The organism is Corynebacterium sp. LK28 (assembly GCF_014335105.1).
GTDB classification, from domain to species: domain Bacteria; phylum Actinomycetota; class Actinomycetes; order Mycobacteriales; family Mycobacteriaceae; genus Corynebacterium; species Corynebacterium macclintockiae.
Genome location: NZ_PDGZ01000013.1, coordinates 18288 through 34629 on the forward strand (window position 1 = coordinate 18288; position 16342 = coordinate 34629).

Annotated in this window: 16 protein-coding genes; 15 read left to right on the forward strand and 1 reads right to left on the reverse strand. The window is 64.6% G+C overall.

Translation table 11 applies throughout. The features are described from left to right. Positions 1–25: 25 nt before the first annotated feature. Entirely contained in the window at positions 26–1024 is a 999-nt protein-coding gene (locus CRD15_RS07825) for a thiamine-phosphate kinase (protein WP_187402301.1), read from the forward strand. A 9-nt stretch (positions 1025–1033) separates the two neighbouring features. After that, on the forward strand, positions 1034–1741 hold the full coding sequence (locus tag CRD15_RS07830) for a uracil-DNA glycosylase (RefSeq protein ID WP_187402302.1): 708 nt from the start codon (positions 1034–1036) through the stop codon (positions 1739–1741). On the opposite strand, the gene CRD15_RS10240 is transcribed toward CRD15_RS07830, so the two are convergent. Next, positions 1738–2205, reverse strand: coding sequence for a MarR family winged helix-turn-helix transcriptional regulator (locus tag CRD15_RS10240; protein WP_080716699.1), 468 nt, complete (start codon positions 2203–2205; stop codon positions 1738–1740). The genes CRD15_RS07830 and CRD15_RS10240 overlap by 4 nt on opposite strands. A gap of 13 nt (positions 2206–2218) precedes the next feature. On the opposite strand from CRD15_RS10240, the gene CRD15_RS07840 reads away from it, so the two are divergent. From CRD15_RS07840 to smc, 13 genes are all read left to right on the forward strand, one after another. Beyond that, a complete protein-coding gene (locus CRD15_RS07840) occupies positions 2219–2719 on the forward strand; it encodes a VOC family protein (RefSeq protein WP_187402303.1) in 501 nt (166 codons plus the stop codon). Between the two features lie 125 nt (positions 2720–2844). Then, complete coding sequence (locus CRD15_RS07845; protein WP_043011903.1) at positions 2845–4380, forward strand: DAK2 domain-containing protein; 1536 nt, start codon at positions 2845–2847, stop codon at positions 4378–4380. Positions 4381–4383: 3 nt separating this feature from the next. Beyond that, complete coding sequence (locus CRD15_RS07850) at positions 4384–6549, forward strand: ATP-dependent DNA helicase RecG (protein WP_187402304.1); 2166 nt, start codon at positions 4384–4386, stop codon at positions 6547–6549. Positions 6550–6588: 39 nt separating this feature from the next. Then, positions 6589–6825 carry an acetyl-CoA carboxylase biotin carboxyl carrier protein subunit gene (locus CRD15_RS07855; protein WP_187402305.1) on the forward strand — a complete coding sequence of 79 codons (237 nt, stop codon included), beginning with the start codon at positions 6589–6591 and terminating at the stop codon, positions 6823–6825. 5 nt (positions 6826–6830) lie between these two features. Continuing rightward, positions 6831–7400 carry an RsmD family RNA methyltransferase gene (locus tag CRD15_RS07860; protein ID WP_034991541.1) on the forward strand — a complete coding sequence of 190 codons (570 nt, stop codon included), beginning with the start codon at positions 6831–6833 and terminating at the stop codon, positions 7398–7400. Positions 7401–7410: 10 nt separating this feature from the next. Beyond that, positions 7411–7896: a pantetheine-phosphate adenylyltransferase gene (gene coaD / locus CRD15_RS07865; protein WP_187402306.1), complete on the forward strand. Its 486-nt coding sequence runs from the start codon at positions 7411–7413 to the stop codon at positions 7894–7896. Between the two features lie 72 nt (positions 7897–7968). Continuing rightward, complete coding sequence (locus CRD15_RS07870) at positions 7969–8724, forward strand: DivIVA domain-containing protein (RefSeq protein ID WP_034970425.1); 756 nt, start codon at positions 7969–7971, stop codon at positions 8722–8724. A gap of 18 nt (positions 8725–8742) precedes the next feature. Continuing rightward, positions 8743–9288 (forward strand): DUF177 domain-containing protein, encoded by a 546-nt coding sequence (locus tag CRD15_RS07875; RefSeq protein ID WP_070551591.1) that lies wholly within the window; start codon positions 8743–8745, stop codon positions 9286–9288. A gap of 24 nt (positions 9289–9312) precedes the next feature. Further along, positions 9313–10047 carry a ribonuclease III gene (gene rnc, locus CRD15_RS07880; RefSeq protein ID WP_034976111.1) on the forward strand — a complete coding sequence of 245 codons (735 nt, stop codon included), beginning with the start codon at positions 9313–9315 and terminating at the stop codon, positions 10045–10047. Beyond that, on the forward strand, positions 10040–10903 hold the full coding sequence (gene mutM / locus CRD15_RS07885; protein ID WP_187402307.1) for a bifunctional DNA-formamidopyrimidine glycosylase/DNA-(apurinic or apyrimidinic site) lyase: 864 nt from the start codon (positions 10040–10042) through the stop codon (positions 10901–10903). Before rnc ends, mutM begins: the two co-directional genes overlap by 8 nt. Before the next feature lie 26 nt (positions 10904–10929). Beyond that, positions 10930–12405 (forward strand): sodium:alanine symporter family protein, encoded by a 1476-nt coding sequence (locus CRD15_RS07890; protein ID WP_043011911.1) that lies wholly within the window; start codon positions 10930–10932, stop codon positions 12403–12405. 6 nt (positions 12406–12411) lie between these two features. Next, complete coding sequence (locus CRD15_RS07895) at positions 12412–12813, forward strand: GtrA family protein (protein ID WP_043011913.1); 402 nt, start codon at positions 12412–12414, stop codon at positions 12811–12813. A 36-nt stretch (positions 12814–12849) separates the two neighbouring features. After that, entirely contained in the window at positions 12850–16338 is a 3489-nt protein-coding gene (gene smc, locus CRD15_RS07900; protein ID WP_187402308.1) for a chromosome segregation protein SMC, read from the forward strand. Positions 16339–16342 lie beyond the last annotated feature (4 nt).

The following is a 16342-nucleotide window of genomic DNA, read 5'->3' on the forward strand; positions in this document are numbered from 1 at the left end:
CACCGCACTACGGAAAGACTGTTGCATGCGCACTTCACTCACTGTCGCCGAGGCCGGCGAGGCCGCCACCATCGCGGCGATCCGCAACGCCGCGCCGAGTTCTCTTAATGGTGATGACGCCGCAGTGTTGGAACCCGCCGGTACCAATTCACGGCACGTGTGCTCGACGGACATCCTCGTTCAGGGGCGGCACTTCACGTTCGACTACTCGACTCCGTGGGAGGTCGGGGTGAAGGCGGTGACGCAGAACTTCGCGGACATCCAGGCGATGGGCGCGCGGCCGACGGCGATTCTGATGGCGATTGCCACGCCGGGGGATCTGCCGCTGCAGACGGTGGCGGATATTGCGCGGGGGATCGACGAGGCCGCATCGCCGTGGGCTGCGGAGCTTGTTGGCGGGGACGTTGTGACCAGCAAGGACCTGGTCATTTCCATCACCGCGATGGGGGAACTTTCCGGCCCGGCCGCGGCTTTGACGTTGGATGGCGCGGGCGTGGGGCAACGGATCATCGCCAGCGGGCCGATTGGCTACAGCGCGGCCGGCCTGGCGATTCTGCGGCACTATGGTTCGCGCAAGGCGATCCCGGCCGACGATCTGATCCTCAACGAGCTGGCCGATTGGCACTGTGCCCCGCGCCTGCAGCCGGGACGTGGCTCTGTTGCGCGGGCGACGGGTGCGAGCGCCATGACCGATAACTCCGACGGGCTGATCGTGGACCTGTGCGCCATCGCGGAGCGTTCCGGGGTGTGCCTGGACTTGGACGGGGCGGCGCTGGTGCCCGACGAGAAGCTGCGGCACGCGGCGCAGATGACGGGCAAGAACCCTCTGGAGTGGATCTACACCGGCGGCGAGGACCATACTCTTTTGGGAACTACGGACGCCCGCATGCCCAGCGGCTACCGCCGCATCGGGACTGTGCGTAGCCTCTCGGAGGAGGTTGGGGAGGACCCGGCTGGCGGGTTGGACTACGTACTGGTCGACGGTGGCCGCCCGCCATTTACACATGGCTGGCAGTCGGTGTAGGCAGTGGATATGGACTCTGCACAAGCACAAGCACAAGCACAAGCGCAGGCACACCAGCTGATCGAGCGCATCCACCCGGCGTGGTACCTGCCGGGGTTGCAGTCGGTGCTGGCCGGTGCTCTGGAGGAGGCACAAGCTGCGGCAGGCCAGGGTCAGCGGGCGCAGACCCTGCCCGCGCCAGAAAAAATTTTGCGAGCCTTCGAGTCCGACCCCACCCAGGTGAAAGTGCTGATCGTCGGGCAGGATCCGTATCCCACGCCCGGGCACTCGGTGGGGCTGGCGTTTTCCGCGGAGCTGCCCGCGGGCGAACCACTGCCGAAGTCGCTGAAGAACATCTACACCGAGTACACAGACGACCTCGGGCTGCCCGCCCCGGCCGACGGGGATCTCTCCCCGTGGGCCGACCGTGGGGTGCTGCTGCTCAACCGCGTCCTCACTGTGCAGGCGGGCAACGCGGGCAGCCACCGCGGCCGTGGCTGGGAGGCCATCACCGAGGTCGCCGTCCGCCAAGTCGCCGCAAACCCGCACTTCGCCGCGATCCTGTGGGGTAAGCAGGCCCAGCAGCTCGCACCCCTCATTGGCCAGGAGCGCTGCGTGATGTCCCCGCACCCCTCGCCGCTGTCCGCCTATCGTGGTTTCTTTGGTTCGCGACCGTTTAGCAGGGCAAATGCGATCCTTCAGGCTTCCGGCGGTGCGCCCGTCGACTGGCGGCTCTAGCAACGATGGCCGGGTCCATTCGTTGCTTTGTCGGATTGTGCAGCCTCCAGTTTTCCGAGGAGGTCTTCCAGAGTGTTCAACTCTCGATGGGTGAGTCCCTGGAAAAATGAGTCACGTCCTTGACGTAGGGCAGGCTGAACATCGTGCCACCACTGCTGGCCAGCGGGTGTCAAACACAGGAGTCGCGATCTCGCATCGGCGGGGTTTGATCGAGCTTGAACCCACCCGGCCGTCGTGAGCTTTTTGATTGTGGCGCCGATGTTTCGCGGGTCAACGGCTGTAACCATTGCTACCTCGTTTTGCGTTCGTTCGCCTTCCGCAAGCGCCGCCATGGCCGTGAACTGCGCGGTGGTAATTCCCTGCTCTGTGAGGAGAGCTGCCCATGCTCTCTCGGCGCGGCGTCCAAGTGTGGCCAACAGGAAACTGGCGCCTTGGCGGTACTTGACTTTGCTCGAAGTATTCATATTTTATGTATACATGACTTCGTTGAAAATCCCGACTGGACACAACACAATAAACCCCTTCGCTATCGTCCCCGACTCCGTTAGCTTCATTCACTTCGTGGAAACAGTTTTCGATGGTCGAGAAGCAGCCCATGTTCGCACGCCGGATCGAGATGGTTCGATCATCCATGCGGAAGTTATGGTTGGAGATGCCACCATCATGCTGTGTGATCGAAAGCAGAATTGGCCGTTCACGCCAGCCCTCCTGCAGATCTACGTTCCTGACGCCCAGGCGTGCCTTGATAGGGCTGTAAAGGAAGGAGGCCGCGTCGTCACTCCAATTAGTGACTTCTACGGTGGCTATCGTCTCGCAAGACTTCTTGATCCGTGGCAAAACCTGTGGTGGCTCTACGAGCCGACGGCTCAACCGCTGAGCCAGGACGAGCGCGACAGTGACACTGAGTGGCACGATAACAAGCCGAGTACCGTCTACAGCACTCTCATGGAGACTATGTGCTCTCTGGGTGAACGATAAGCAAGTCAACACCCGCCTGGATTCGTGATGGATGCGGTAGATCTACATCACTGGCACGGAAGGAATAACGCGCCACGATCCCGCAAACCGCCCTGCTGTCCGGCTGGTTCGCTAGGGTAGTGGGAGTGAAATCTAGGAAGGCAGAGGCGCAACCGGTGGCGGAAGCACAGCCGGTGAATCAGGCACCCGCCCAGCTCGACGCGCAGGTTGTCGCCCAGTGGGCGCGGCATTCCGCCAGCCAGTTGCGCGAGAACTGCCAGGCCATCAACGCCCTCAATGTCTTCCCGATCCCGGATTCCGATACCGGCTCCAACATGGCCCACACCATGGCCACCGCCGTCGCGGCCGTCGATGCGCTGCCGGAGGGCGCAACCCTTTCCGAAGTCACCATCGCCCTGGCCACCGGCGCCGTCCGCGGCGCCCGCGGCAACTCCGGCCTGGTGCTCAGCCAGGTGATGCGCGCCCTCGCCGAAAGCGCCTCCAAGGGGCACATCGACGGCGCCGCCGTGGCCGACACTTTGTCGCAGTCGGTGGGCTTCGTCCGCGCGGCGATTTCCTCGCCTGTCGAGGGCACAGTCATCACCGTCCTCGATGCCGCCGCAGCCGCCGCCCACAACGGTGATCCGCAGCTTTCCGCCGTCGCTTCCCGCGCGCTGCACGCCGCCGAGCAGGCCCTGGCCGATACCCCCAACCAGTTGCCCGTCCTCGCCGAAGCGGGTGTTGTCGACGCGGGCGGCCAAGGCCTCGTGGTGATCCTGCAGGCCCTGGTCGATGTGCTGGACGGTGCTGGTTTTACTGATGACGCCCCCACGCCCGACCACGACCGAACCCAGCAAGAAGTCGAAGTGATGTTCTTCTTCGAGGGGAACCTGGATGCCCTGCGGGGGTTGCTGGAGGCCCACGGCAACTCCGTGATCGTGGGGCCGCTGGCCCCGGAGGCCGGCACCGCGCACGTGCACACCGACCAGGCCGGCCCGGTGATCCAAAAAGCCTTCGAACTGGGCACCGTCACCGATCTGCGCATCGAAGTTCTGCCCGCCGACGGGGAAGCCAGCCACCCCGGAATCCAGGGCGCGCCCGCCCCGACGACCAGCCAACCTAAGGCGGAAAACCACGGGCCTTTCATCGTGGCGCTCACGCCCACCGGCGGAGTCGCCCAGTTGTTTGAGGCCGCTGGTGCTGTGGCTGTGGCGTCACCAAACAACAAAACCTTGGGCGAAGCAATGCGGAACCTGGGCAGCGGACCGGTCGCCGTGCTGACCAACGGGCAGGACATGTCGGTGCTGCGCGGGCTGGATGGCGCGCGCGAGATCGACATCATCGACACAAAATCGCTGGTCGGCGGCCTAGCGGCGCTGGCGGTGAACGATCCCGGGGTGGACTGGGACGACAATGTCGAAGAGATGATAGACGCAGTAGACGCGCAGCGCTACGCTACCTGCCCGCCAGAAGGCATGGTCGATACGCTGAGCTCCATGCTGGCCGACGGCGGCGAGCTAGTCACTCTACTGTGGAGTGCCCCGGCAACCGATCAGGCGACCATCGACGGGCTCAAGGCCACGTTCGCGGAGCTCTACCCGGACGTGCAGATCGACGATCACCGCATCGAACTACAAGGCAACGACTATGACCCGCGCCTGGTGCAGATCGGAGTGGAATAGCCCATGTTGGGGTGGCAGGACCCGCGCCCGCTATCGGTAGCGATCTCCAACGACCGCGCCAAACGGCTGGCGGATAAACCCGGGATCAAGACGATCGCGGATGCGGTGTTGAACTTCCCAACAACCTACGCGCGGCTCGGCTCGCCGCAGAGTCTGGACGAGCTGCGCGTGGGGGAGAAGTACACGTGCGCCGGAGAAATCCTCCATGCCACTGAGCGGGAGAACCTCTCCGGGCGCGGTCCGCGGAAGTTCCTTTCCTTCACTTTCACCGACGGCGTGCGGAACTTCCGCTCCGCACTGTTCGGGAACGTGGCCTACCACCGGCAGCGCATCAAGAAGGGCTCGATGATGCTGCTGCACGGCAAGCTATCCGAGTTCAACGGCCAGTGGGAGCTCAAAAACCCCAGCTACGTATCCATCCTGCCCGCCCTGGATGCGGAGTTCGGGATGTTCGGGCCGCTGAAGACCATCGTGGACGTCATGGGGTCGGAGACCGCCGCGCAGGAACTGTTGGCCAAGCCGTGGATGGCGGGCTACAAGCGCCGCCCCGGCACCTCCACCGCGGAGATGTTGGGCGTGATGGACCACGTGCTGCGGGTAATGGACGAGCCCGGCGAGTTCCTGCCCCTGCCACGGCGCAACCCCGGCGCGCCCGCCTGGCCCGTCGACGGAAAGGGGCGGCCATTGATCAGCTTCGCCGACGCACTGCGGCACATTCACCAGCCCACCGAGGCCGGGCCCGAACCCGCCCGGCGCAGGCTGAAGTTCAACGAGGCGCTGGAGTTGCAGCTGGTCATGGCTCTGCGGCGTAGTGACGCCACGAAGCGCACCGGCGTGGCACTCGCGCCGGGGGAGAACGTGGGGAAGCTCATTGCGGGGCTGCCCTTCGACCTCAGCGCGGGACAGAAAATGGCGCTGGAGGACATCGGATCCCGGCTGGGTGGGACGACCCCGGCGAACCTGCTGCTGCATGGTGAGGTCGGCTCCGGCAAGACGATGGTCGCGCTGATCAGCATGCTGTGGGCCGTGGACTCCGGCTACCAGTGCGCATTTATCGCGCCGACGGAGATCCTGGCCGTGCAGCACGCCCGCAACCTAGTGAAGATGCTGGAAAACACCGACGTGCGGGTATCCGTGCTGGTTGGATCCCAGAAGCAGGCCGACAAGCAGCGCACGCTATTGGATCTGGTGTCGGGGCAGACCGACATCCTGGTGGGCACGCACGCGGTGATCCAGGACTCGGTGGAGTTCTATCGCCTGGGCATGGTCATCGTCGACGAACAGCACCGCTTCGGCGTGGAACAGCGCAACAAGCTGCGGGAATCCGCGCCGGTGGACGCGACCCCACACATGATGGTCATGACCGCCACCCCGATCCCGCGGTCGGTGGGAATGACAATGTTCGGCGACCTGACGCCCATCACGCTGGTCGGCAAACCCGGCGGACGCGGGGACATCGAAACGGTTGTAGTGCCCGCCGACAAATACCACTGGGTGCGGCGGGCCTGGCAACGCATGCGTGAGGAAATCGACGCTGGCGGGCAGGCCTACGTCGTCGCGCCCCGCATCGACGGCTACTCCGGCGTGGAACAATGGAGCGAGCGCATCGCCACGCAGGAACTCCCCGGCTGCAGCGTGGCCATGCTGCACGGCAAAATGGACGCCGCCGACAAGGACCGGGTGATGCAGGACTTCGCCGCCGGGAAGATCGACGTGCTGGTCGCCACCACCGTCATCGAGGTCGGCGTGGACGTGCCGAACGCCTCCATGATGATGATCCTGGAGGCCGAGAATTTTGGCTTCTCCCAACTCCACCAGTTGCGCGGGCGCATCGGCCGCGGGCGGCGGGATTCGCTGTGCCTGCTGCACACCACCGCCGCGCCGGATAGTCCCTCCTTCCACCGCCTGCAGGTGGTGGCCGACAGCAACGACGGATTCCGCCTGGCCGAGGAGGACCTGAAGATGCGCACCGAGGGAGACATCCTGGGCGAGGACCAGTCGGGGCGGTCGGCGCGAAGGGCGTCACTACTAGACCTCAGCACCGACGGCGAGATCATTGAATCGGCGCGCGACTATGCGGAGGCGCTGGTGGCCTACGATGAGCAGCTGGCGCGCTCGCTGGTGGTGGACATCGAGATTGACGACCAGGACTACATCGAAAAGAGCTAGCCGCCAAGAGCGAGACACTGCATTGCTAGACTCTGGGGCATGGAAATCTGTGCCCCATTCGCGGGAGTCGTGCACTTCCTCGTCGCCGACGGCGAACCCGTAGATACCGGCGACGCGCTATGCACGGTGGAATCGCTGAAGCTGGAAGCGCCCGTGCTCGCGCCGGGGCCCGGGGTGGTGCGCAGGACGAACTCTCAGGACTACGTGGACGTGCACGGCGGGGACGTGATGCTGCACGTAGAACCTCACCCGGTACAACAGTTAGGCAGGACCTAAAAACAATGACACGCATCATCTCCGGCACCGCCCGCGGCCGCAGCATCAAGGTCCCCAGCGAGGGCACGCGCCCCACGGCTGACCGCGCCCGCGAGGGACTGTTTTCCTCCCTGCAGGTCCGTTTCGGCTTCGTCGACGAGGTCGTGCTGGACCTCTTCGCCGGCTCGGGCGCCCTTGGACTGGAGGCCGCCAGCCGCGGGGCCAAGGAAGTCACGCTCGTCGATAACAGCGCCGCTGCGATCAAGGTGATCAAGGACAACGCGCGCGTCGTGCCTGAGGCGAAGGTGCAGGTCGTGGAGGCGAAGGCGTCATCCTTCCTGGCCGGAGCTCCGCGCAACCACTACACAATGGTTCTGGCCGACCCGCCCTACGAGCTCACCGACGAGGCTGTCGCTGAAATGGTGGAGGCGCTCATTCCTGTTCTTACTAGTGACGCCGTCGTGGTGATCGAACGCAATAGTGCCTCACCAGAGACCGCGTGGCCGGAGGGTTTCGAGCCGACCGGGCAGAAGCTAAAGAAGCGCACCTACGGCATCGCCCGCTTCGACATGGCGATCTGGCGGGGCGAAGGTTAGGTTGGTTGGCATGCGAGTAGTTTGCCCTGGATCTTTCGACCCCATCACGCTGGGACACCTGGATATCTTTACGCGCGCTGCGGCTAACTGGGAGGAGGTCGTGGTTCTGGTGACCTATAACCCGAACAAGAACGGCCTGTTCACCGCGGAAGAGCGTATCGAGCTGATCGAGAAATCCATTGCAGCCATTCCCGACGGGCCGAAGAACATCACGGTGGATACCTGGGACAAGCTGCTGGTGGACTACCTGAAGGAAAACGACATTCAGGCGATGGTCAAGGGGCTGCGCAGCTCCCTGGACTACGAATACGAGCTGCCGATGGCGCAGATGAACAAGCGCCTGTCGGGCGCGGAGACGTACTTCCTGCTGACCTCCCCGGAGTACGGGTACGTGTCCTCCACCCTGTGCAAGGAGGTAGCGAAGTACGGCGGGGACGTGTCCGGGTTGCTGCCGGAGCCGGTGGTTGAGGCGGTGGAGGAGAAGTTCCGCGGCTAACTCGCCCAAAGCCGTACCCAAAAGCCGTGTCTAAACCTGTAGTTGAGGTCAAGTGATGGCATGGTGGGAGCCATGTACAAAACATTCCAGGGTATGGATGACCTACAGCAAATGGTGGAGCAGGCCTATGGCGTGCCCATGACCTCCAACTGCATGGTTCCGCGGCGCGAGGTCCTAGACATTCTCGACGAAATGCGCAACGCAATTCCCATCGAAATGGACGATGCGCAGGACGTCCTCGACCACCGCGACGACATCGTTGCGGACGCGCAGGATCAGGCGGACGCCACCATCTCCAGCGCCAACTCTGAAGCCAATGCGATCGTGCAGGACGCACAGAACCGCGCCGACCAGATCCTCCAGGATGCCCAGGAACGCGCCACCAACACCGTCGCGCAGGCAGAGGATCAGGCCGACCGCCTGGTCAGCGATGCTCGCCGCGAATACGACCAGGTCACCGGTCGCGCCGCCGATGAGGCCGAGCGCCTGGTCAGTGAAGGTAACGCCAGCTACCAGCGCTCCGTCGACGAAGGCCTGGCAGAGCAGCGCCGCCTGGTCTCCGAGTCCGAGGTTGTGCGCAACGCAGAGGCCGAGGCCAAGCGCATCATCGAATCCGCCCACGCCGATTCCGACCGCCTACGCACCGAGTGCGACCGCTACGTCGATTCCACCCTGGCCGAGTTCGAAGACACCCTCACCACTACGCTGCGTACCGTCAACCGGGATCGCTCCGCACTGCGCAAGGGCGCTGGTGCTTCCGGCTACCAGAACGGCACCGCCGGCTACCAGAACGATTCCGACCCCCACGGTTACCGTCAGCAGCGATAACCGGGTAGAAAGAAGGGTATGAGTAACCCCTTCGTTCTTGCAGTCGGCGATATCCCTACTGGACTCAGCGAGCCGGTCGACGCCCAAGGGGCGTCCCCAGTACCGTGGGGCGGCAACATGCTGGGCGTAGCAGAGGGCGCGCCCGTCGAAGTTCATGGAACCCTGGCGAACTTGGGCGAGGCGATCATGGCCACCGTGCAGGTCAGCGGCGAGGCCACGGGCACCTGCTCGCGCTGCTTGCAGGATCTTTCCACCACCCTGGAATACTCCATCAGCGACGTGTTCGGCCTGACCCCGGACTTCATCACGGCCGAAGACAGCGCGGACGACGAAGCCGAGGAAGAACTCGACGAGCCGCTGCTGGTCCACGACAACGCCATCGACATCACCCAGCTGGTCATCAACGAAGCCGGGCTCAACGCCCCGTTCAGCCCCGTGTGCACCGACTTCGGCGCCGAGTGCCGCGAGGATACCCCGAGCCCGGACGGCATCAGCGAAGAGGCAGACGACGAGGACAAACCCGATCCGCGCTGGGCTGGCCTGGAAAAGTTCAAGAACCTCTAAAAAGGAAAGGCACCCTAAAACCACATGGCTCGTAAACGCCGACTGACCGGCGAGGCCGCCCTCAACGCCGCCTATGGCAAGTCCGACCACGCCCCGCTGCTGGAAGCCTGGGGCGTGGATCTGCCAGATGATCTGCTGCGCCTGGCACTGACCCACCGCTCCTTCGCCAACGAAAACGGCCATCTGCCGAACAACGAACGCCTGGAGTTCCTCGGCGATGCCGTCCTGGGCCTGGCCGTTGCAGAGCAGCTGTACCGCCAATTCCCGGAGCGTGCGGAATCCGATATCTCCAAGATGCGCTCCGGCGTGGTGAACATGTACGCCCTGGCCGGTGTTGCCCGTCGCCTGGGCATGGGGGAGTACATCCTGCTCGGCCGCGGCGAAATGCTGACCGGCGGCAAGGACAAGCACTCCATCCTGGCGGACTCTGTGGAGTCCATGCTCGGCGCGATCTACCTGCACCACGGCTTCGAAGTCGCCCGCGCCACAGTGCTGCGTATTTTCTCCGACATGATCACCGAGGCTCCCACGACTGGCCTGAACATGGACTGGAAGACCGTGCTGCTGGAGAAGCTCTCCGACATGAAGCTGCCCCTGCCCACCTACGAGGTGCGTGGCGAAGGCCCGGAGCACGACAAGACCTTCTTCGCCACCGTCACCATCGACGACCTGGTCGCCCACGGCGAAGGCCACACCAAGAAGGTCGCCGAGCACGCCGCCGCCAAGCAGGCCGTGCAAAAACTTAAAGAGCGTGCCTGAGCTACCCGAGGTTGAGGTTGTCCGCCGCGGCCTCGAAGAGCACCTCGTCGGCCGTCGCTTTACCGACGTCGAGGTCTGTCACCCGCGCGCCGTTCGCTCCGGCGACCCGGATGCGCTTGTCTCTTTTCTTTGTGACGCCACCGTCTCCGCCGTCAAACGCCGCGGAAAATTTTTGTGGCTGGATTTTGGCCAAGACCTCCTGCTGCAAGTGCACCTGGGCATGAGCGGCCAGATGCTCGTGGCCGACCCCGGCCAGGTGCAGTCCCCGCACGTGCGCATCCGGGCTGGCCTATCCGATGGGCGCGAGCTGTGCTTCGTGGATCAGCGAACCTTCGGCGAGTGGCGGCTGGAAAAAGCCGTGCCGGATCCGTGGGGAGTGGGGGCCGAGGGGGCGTCCAAAAAATTTTTACCCCACAACGTCCGCCACATCGCCGCCGATCCGCTAGAGCCCGCCTTCGATGCGCGGGAAGCGGTGGAGCGGATGAAGGCCAAGCGTGCGGCGGTGAAGACGGTGCTGCTGAACCAGGAGGTTGTCTCCGGTATCGGCAACATCTACGCCGATGAGGCGCTATTTCTGGCGGGCGTGCGGCCGCGGCGCAGTGCCGCTTTGCTGAGCAGGCCCACGCTGCACCGGATCGTGGACGCGGCGGCGGAAGTGATGGAACGCGCCCTGGAACAGGGCGGCACCAGCTTTGATTCGCTGTACGTCAACGTCAATGGAGCATCGGGCTATTTCTCGCGTTCCCTGAAGGTGTACGGGCGCGGCGGAGAGCCGTGCAAGAGGTGTGGGTCACTGATCAAGCGCATTGTGATCGGTGGCAGATCCACGCACTATTGTGCTCAGTGTCAAAGATAGCAATCGTTTCGGGTAAGTTTTTTCCCATGGAAATGATTGAAAATTTCGTTGCGAATACGCTGAACGAAAATATTTGGAAGATTATCCCCGTCTTCCTGCTCTCCGCCGGCGCCTACTTCGGCATCCGCACCCTGCTGGTGCAGCTACGCATGGTGCCGGACATGTTCCGCTCGGTAAAGGAACCCGCGGTCGGCAAGAGCGGCGAGAGCATCTCCGCATTCCAGGCCTTCAGCATCTCGGCTGCCTCGCGCGTGGGTACAGGCAACGTCGTGGGTGTGGCCATCGCCATCACGCTCGGCGGGCCGGGCGCAGTGTTCTGGATGTGGATGGTCGCCCTCGTCGGTGGCGCGACTGCCTTCGTGGAGGCCACGCTGGCCCAGCTGTGGAAGTCCCGCGACAAGGACGGCTACGTGGGAGGCCCGGCCTACTACATGACGAAGGGCTTGGGCGCGAAGCCGCTGGCACTGGTCTTCGGCATCGCCATCACCATCACCTATGGCTTTGTGTACAACGCGGTGCAGACCAACTCCATCGCGGAGGCCGCGGGTTCGTCCCTGCACGCCCTGAACTCCAACATCGCACCCGATGCCGCATGGCTAAAGGTTGGCGTTGGCCTGCTGGTGGCACTGCTGACCGCCCTGGTGATCTTTGGTGGCGTGAAGCGTATCGCTAACGCAACCCAGGTGATCGTGCCCCTCATGGCCACCGCCTACATCCTGCTGGGCGTGCTGGTTCTGGCAATCAACATCAGCGAGGTGCCAGCTATGTTCGGCACTATCGTGGAGCACGCCCTGGGTATCAAGGAGATCGCCGGTGCTACCCTGGGCGCGGCGTTCATGAACGGTATGCGCCGCGGTCTGTTCTCCAACGAGGCCGGCCAGGGCTCCGCCCCGAACGCAGCCGCCACCGCGGCGGTATCCCACCCGGTCAAGCAGGGCCTGGTGCAGACCCTGGGCGTTTACTTCGACACGCTGGTGGTTTGTTCCATCACCGCCTTCATCATCCTGCTGTCCAACCCGGCCTACGGCGAGGGCGTGCAGACCGCCAACCTGACCCAGAGCGCGCTATCCGCTCAGGTGGGCGAGTGGGGTACCCACTTCATCACGATCATCCTGTTCTTCCTGGCGTTCTCCTCCGTGCTGGGCAACTACTACCTTGCACAGGCGAACGTGGAGTACTTCACCAAGTCCAAGACCAAGCTGAACATCTTCCGCGTGCTCGTGGTGCTCTGCGTGTTCGGCGGCGCCATCGGCACCGTCCCGCTGGTCTGGTCCCTGGCCGACACCTTCGCCGCCTCGATGGTTCTGATCAACCTTTGCGCCATCGTCCCGCTGGGTGGCGTGGCTATCAAGCTGCTGCGCGACTTCTCCCAGCAGAAGGCCGCGGGCGTGGATCCGATCTTCCACCGCGACAGTCTGCCGGAGTTGAAGAACGTCGAGTGCTGGGACGGCACGGATCCGGAGTGCCAGCGCCGCGAGCTCCACAACGGGGCTACCAGCTAGTTACGGATGGAACTGCCCGCACTAACCAAGAAGATCGGCGCATTCACACTCGTGGGCGTGGTGGGGGCGTGCTTTGACTTCGGGACGAGGACGTTGCTGCTCAACCTCGGAGTCATCGGCTTCGTCGCTCGTGCCTGCAGCTACATTGTGGGCAGTACCGTTGCCTATTACCTCAACAGCTTCTTTACGTTCCAGGGGGATCGTTCGAACGCTGAGAAGGCTCGCGCTGCGGTGGTCTACACCATCTGCTTTCTAGCGGCGGTTCTTGTCGACGCCCTCATGCGCCTCTCGGCAACAGAGATGCCTCACATATTGTTCTGGTCGTGGTTCGTTTCCCAGGCGGTCGCCACGGTTTTGAACTTTGTCCTACAAAACACCTGGGTGTTTAGAGCACAGAGCGCTGCCTAGCTACTGAGCGCTGTAGCGCTTTGATAGCATCAGGCAATGCACTTAAAGTCGTTGACGCTCAAAGGATTCAAGTCCTTCGCGTCCGCGACGACCCTGAAATTAGAGCCGGGCATCTGTGCAGTGGTGGGGCCGAACGGTTCCGGAAAATCCAACGTCGTGGATGCCCTGGCCTGGGTCATGGGGGAGCAGGGCGCTAAGACCCTGCGCGGCGGGAAGATGGAAGACGTCATCTTCGCCGGAACGGGGGACCGCAAGCCACTGGGGCGCGCGGAAGTCACTCTGACCATCGACAATTCCGATGGCAAGCTGCCCATCGAATACTCCGAGGTTTCCATCACCCGCCGCATGTTCCGCGACGGTGCCTCGGAATACGAGATCAACGGCGCCAAGGCCCGCCTGATGGACATCCAGGAGCTGCTGAGCGACTCCGGCATCGGCCGCGAAATGCACGTGATCGTCGGACAAGGCCGACTATCGCAGATCCTGGAATCCCGCCCCGAGGAGCGTCGCGCCTTCATCGAGGAGGCCGCTGGTGTGCTGAAGCATCGGCGTCGAAAAGAAAAGGCGCAACGCAAGCTGGTCAACATGCAGGCCAACCTCGACCGCCTGCACGACCTGACCGACGAGCTGCACAAACAGCTCGGGCCGTTGGCGCGCCAGGCAGAGGCCGCGCAGAAGGCCTCCGCCGTGCAGGCCACCATCCGCAGCACGCGCGTGCAGCTGGCCGCGCACAAGGTTAAGCAGCTATCCGAGGAGCTCAGCGATTCCACGCGGCGCAGTGAGATGCTGGCCGAACAGCGCGCCGAACTGCAGGCGGAGCTGGAGGAACACAGCGAGACCCTGGCCGTGACCGAGGAAGAACTGCGCACCGCCTTGGAGGAAGCCGAGGCGGCGAAGAACCTTTGGTACCGGCTGTCCGCGGTGCAGGAGAAGAACTCCGCCACCTTGCGCATCGCCAGCGACCGTGCGGAGCAGGCGCAGGTCGCCGAATGGTCCGGCCCCGACCCACAGGAGCTGCTGGAACGCGCCGAGCGCGCCGCCGAGGAGCAGGCCGAGCTGGAAGAAAACGTGGAGATCGCCGCGGACAAGCTGGAGACGATCGCCGAGCAGGTCGCCGAGGCCGAGGAGGCCGCCCACGCCGCCGAACAGGAACACTTCGCCCAGGTCCGTGCTATTGCCGACCGGCGCGAGGGCGTGGTGCGCCTGCTGGCCCAGCACGAGGCTGCCGCCACCCAGCGCGACAACGCCGCCGCGGAGGTCGAGCGCCTGCAGGACAACGCCGCCGAGCAACAGGAAACCCTCGACGGCCTGCTGGAGGACATCACCGAGGCAGAGGAAGCCTTGCGCGAGACCGAAGCCTCCGGCAGTGACCTGGAGGAAACCCGCGCCCAGGCCGACCGCGAGGCCGCAGGCGCGGAGGAGCGCGCCGAACAGTTGCGCGCCGAACAGCTGCAGCTGGAGCGCGACATAGCCACCGCCGAGGCCACGATTGCCGCCTGGCAGGACCGGCTGACCCCCACCGACGGCGCTGCGGTGGTCGTCCGCGCCGCCGACAAGGCGGGCATTGCCACCCGCCGCCTGGCCGAGCAGCTGCACATTCACGACGGATGGGGTGCCGCCGCGGCCGCCGTTTTAGGCGATGCGGCAAGCTCGGGAATTGTTGCCCCTCTTTCGGACGCCCTCATCTCCGCCCTCACCGATGCCCGCGAAGGCCGGGCGGTGCTGCTGGACCCGACGGCTCCGGAAGGGGACGCCAGCGCGACGTTCCGCCTGGATACCGACGTCTCCGCAGGCAATTGGCTGCTGGATCTGATGGACGTCCCCGCCGACCTGCTGCGCCCCCTGACCGCCCTGCTGGTGGACGTTGTGGCGGTGGATAGTGCGGCGGAAGCCAGGAAGGTCGTGGCCGCGGACCCGCGCCTGCGCGCGGTGACGAAGGACGGCTCCGTCTACGGCGCCGGGTGGGTTGCCAGTGGATCCGGCGGGACCACCCCTGTCGAGTTGGCGGATAGGATCGCGGCGGAAACAGAGGGCGTCACAAAGAAAAAGAAGGAACTAGGCGACCTGCAGGCCGCACTGTCCGGTGCGCTCGACGCGGCCAGCGACCTACGTACCGCGGCGGCTGCGGCGCGCGCAGCGGAGCAGGAACAACGGGCCCTGCGCGACGCGGCAGCCAAGCGCCTGGGCGCGCTGCAAAAGCAGGGCGACGCGGCACAGAGGCAACTAGAGCGCAGTACCGCCGAACAGCAATCGGCCGAGCAGCGCTTGGCGAAGGCCACCGAGGAACTCGACGAGCTAGCCGACCGCGTGGCGCGCGTGGACGACGAGGACCACACGACCGAGCCCTCCTCGGCCGAGCGCGATGCCGCAGCGCTGCACCTGTCCCAGGTCAAGGCCATGGAAATGGAAGCCCGCCTGGCGCAGCGCACCGCGGAGGAACGCGCGCAATCCACCCGCGGCAAGGCCGAGAACCTACGCCGCCAGGCCCGGGCGGAAGAAGCCGCGCGCAAACACCACCAGCAGCAACAGGCCCGTCGCGCCGCTGCCCGGGAAATGGCGACCTGCGTGCGCGAACAATCCCAGAGAATCGCCGACCGCATCGCCGACGCGCTGGCCACCGCCGAAGCCAACCGCTCGCAGACCGAGCATGCACACAAGCAGTGGCAGACCACGATGGCGCAGCAGCGTGACAAGGTCTCCGCCCTGACCGCGCAGCTGGGGCGCATGAACGACAACGCACACACCGCCGAGCTGGCGCGCACCCAGGCGCAGGTGAAGATCGAGCAAGCCGTGGCCGGGGCGATGGAGCAGCTGGGGCTCACCGCCGAACAGCTGCTAGCCGAGGAGCTGCCGGAGGACTTCGACGCAGCCGCCACCAAGGCCGAGCTGAAGAAGGCCGAGAAGGCACTGAACTCGCTGGGCAAGGTCAACCCGCTGGCGCTGGAGGAGTTCAAGGCGCTAGAGGAACGCTACAACTTCCTGGCCCAGCAGCTGGACGATGTGGAGCGGGCGCGCAATGACTTGCACGAGGTCATCGCCGACGTGGATGCCACGATTCTGCAGCTGTTCACCGAGGCATGGGAGGACGTCGAGGTCGCCTTCCCGCACGTCTTTAGCACCCTGTTCCCGGGTGGCGCGGGCCGATTGGTGCTGACCGACCCGGACGACATGCTGACCACCGGCATCGAGGTCGAAGCCCGCCCGCCGGGCAAGAAGGTCAAGCGCCTGTCGCTGCTGTCGGGTGGCGAGAAGTCCCTGACCGCCCTGGCGATGCTGGTGGCGATCTTCAAGGCCCGCCCGAGCCCGTTCTACGTGATGGACGAGGTCGAGGCCGCGCTGGACGACGTGAACCTGCGGCGCCTGATCGCCCTGTTCGAGGAACTGCGGAAGGATTCGCAGCTGATTGTGATTACCCACCAGAAACCCACCATGGATGTGGCCAACGTGCTGTACGGCGTGACCATGCGCGGCGACGGTGTGACCAGGGTTATTTCGCAGAGGATGGCTCCCGAGAAGACCGCCTGAACGG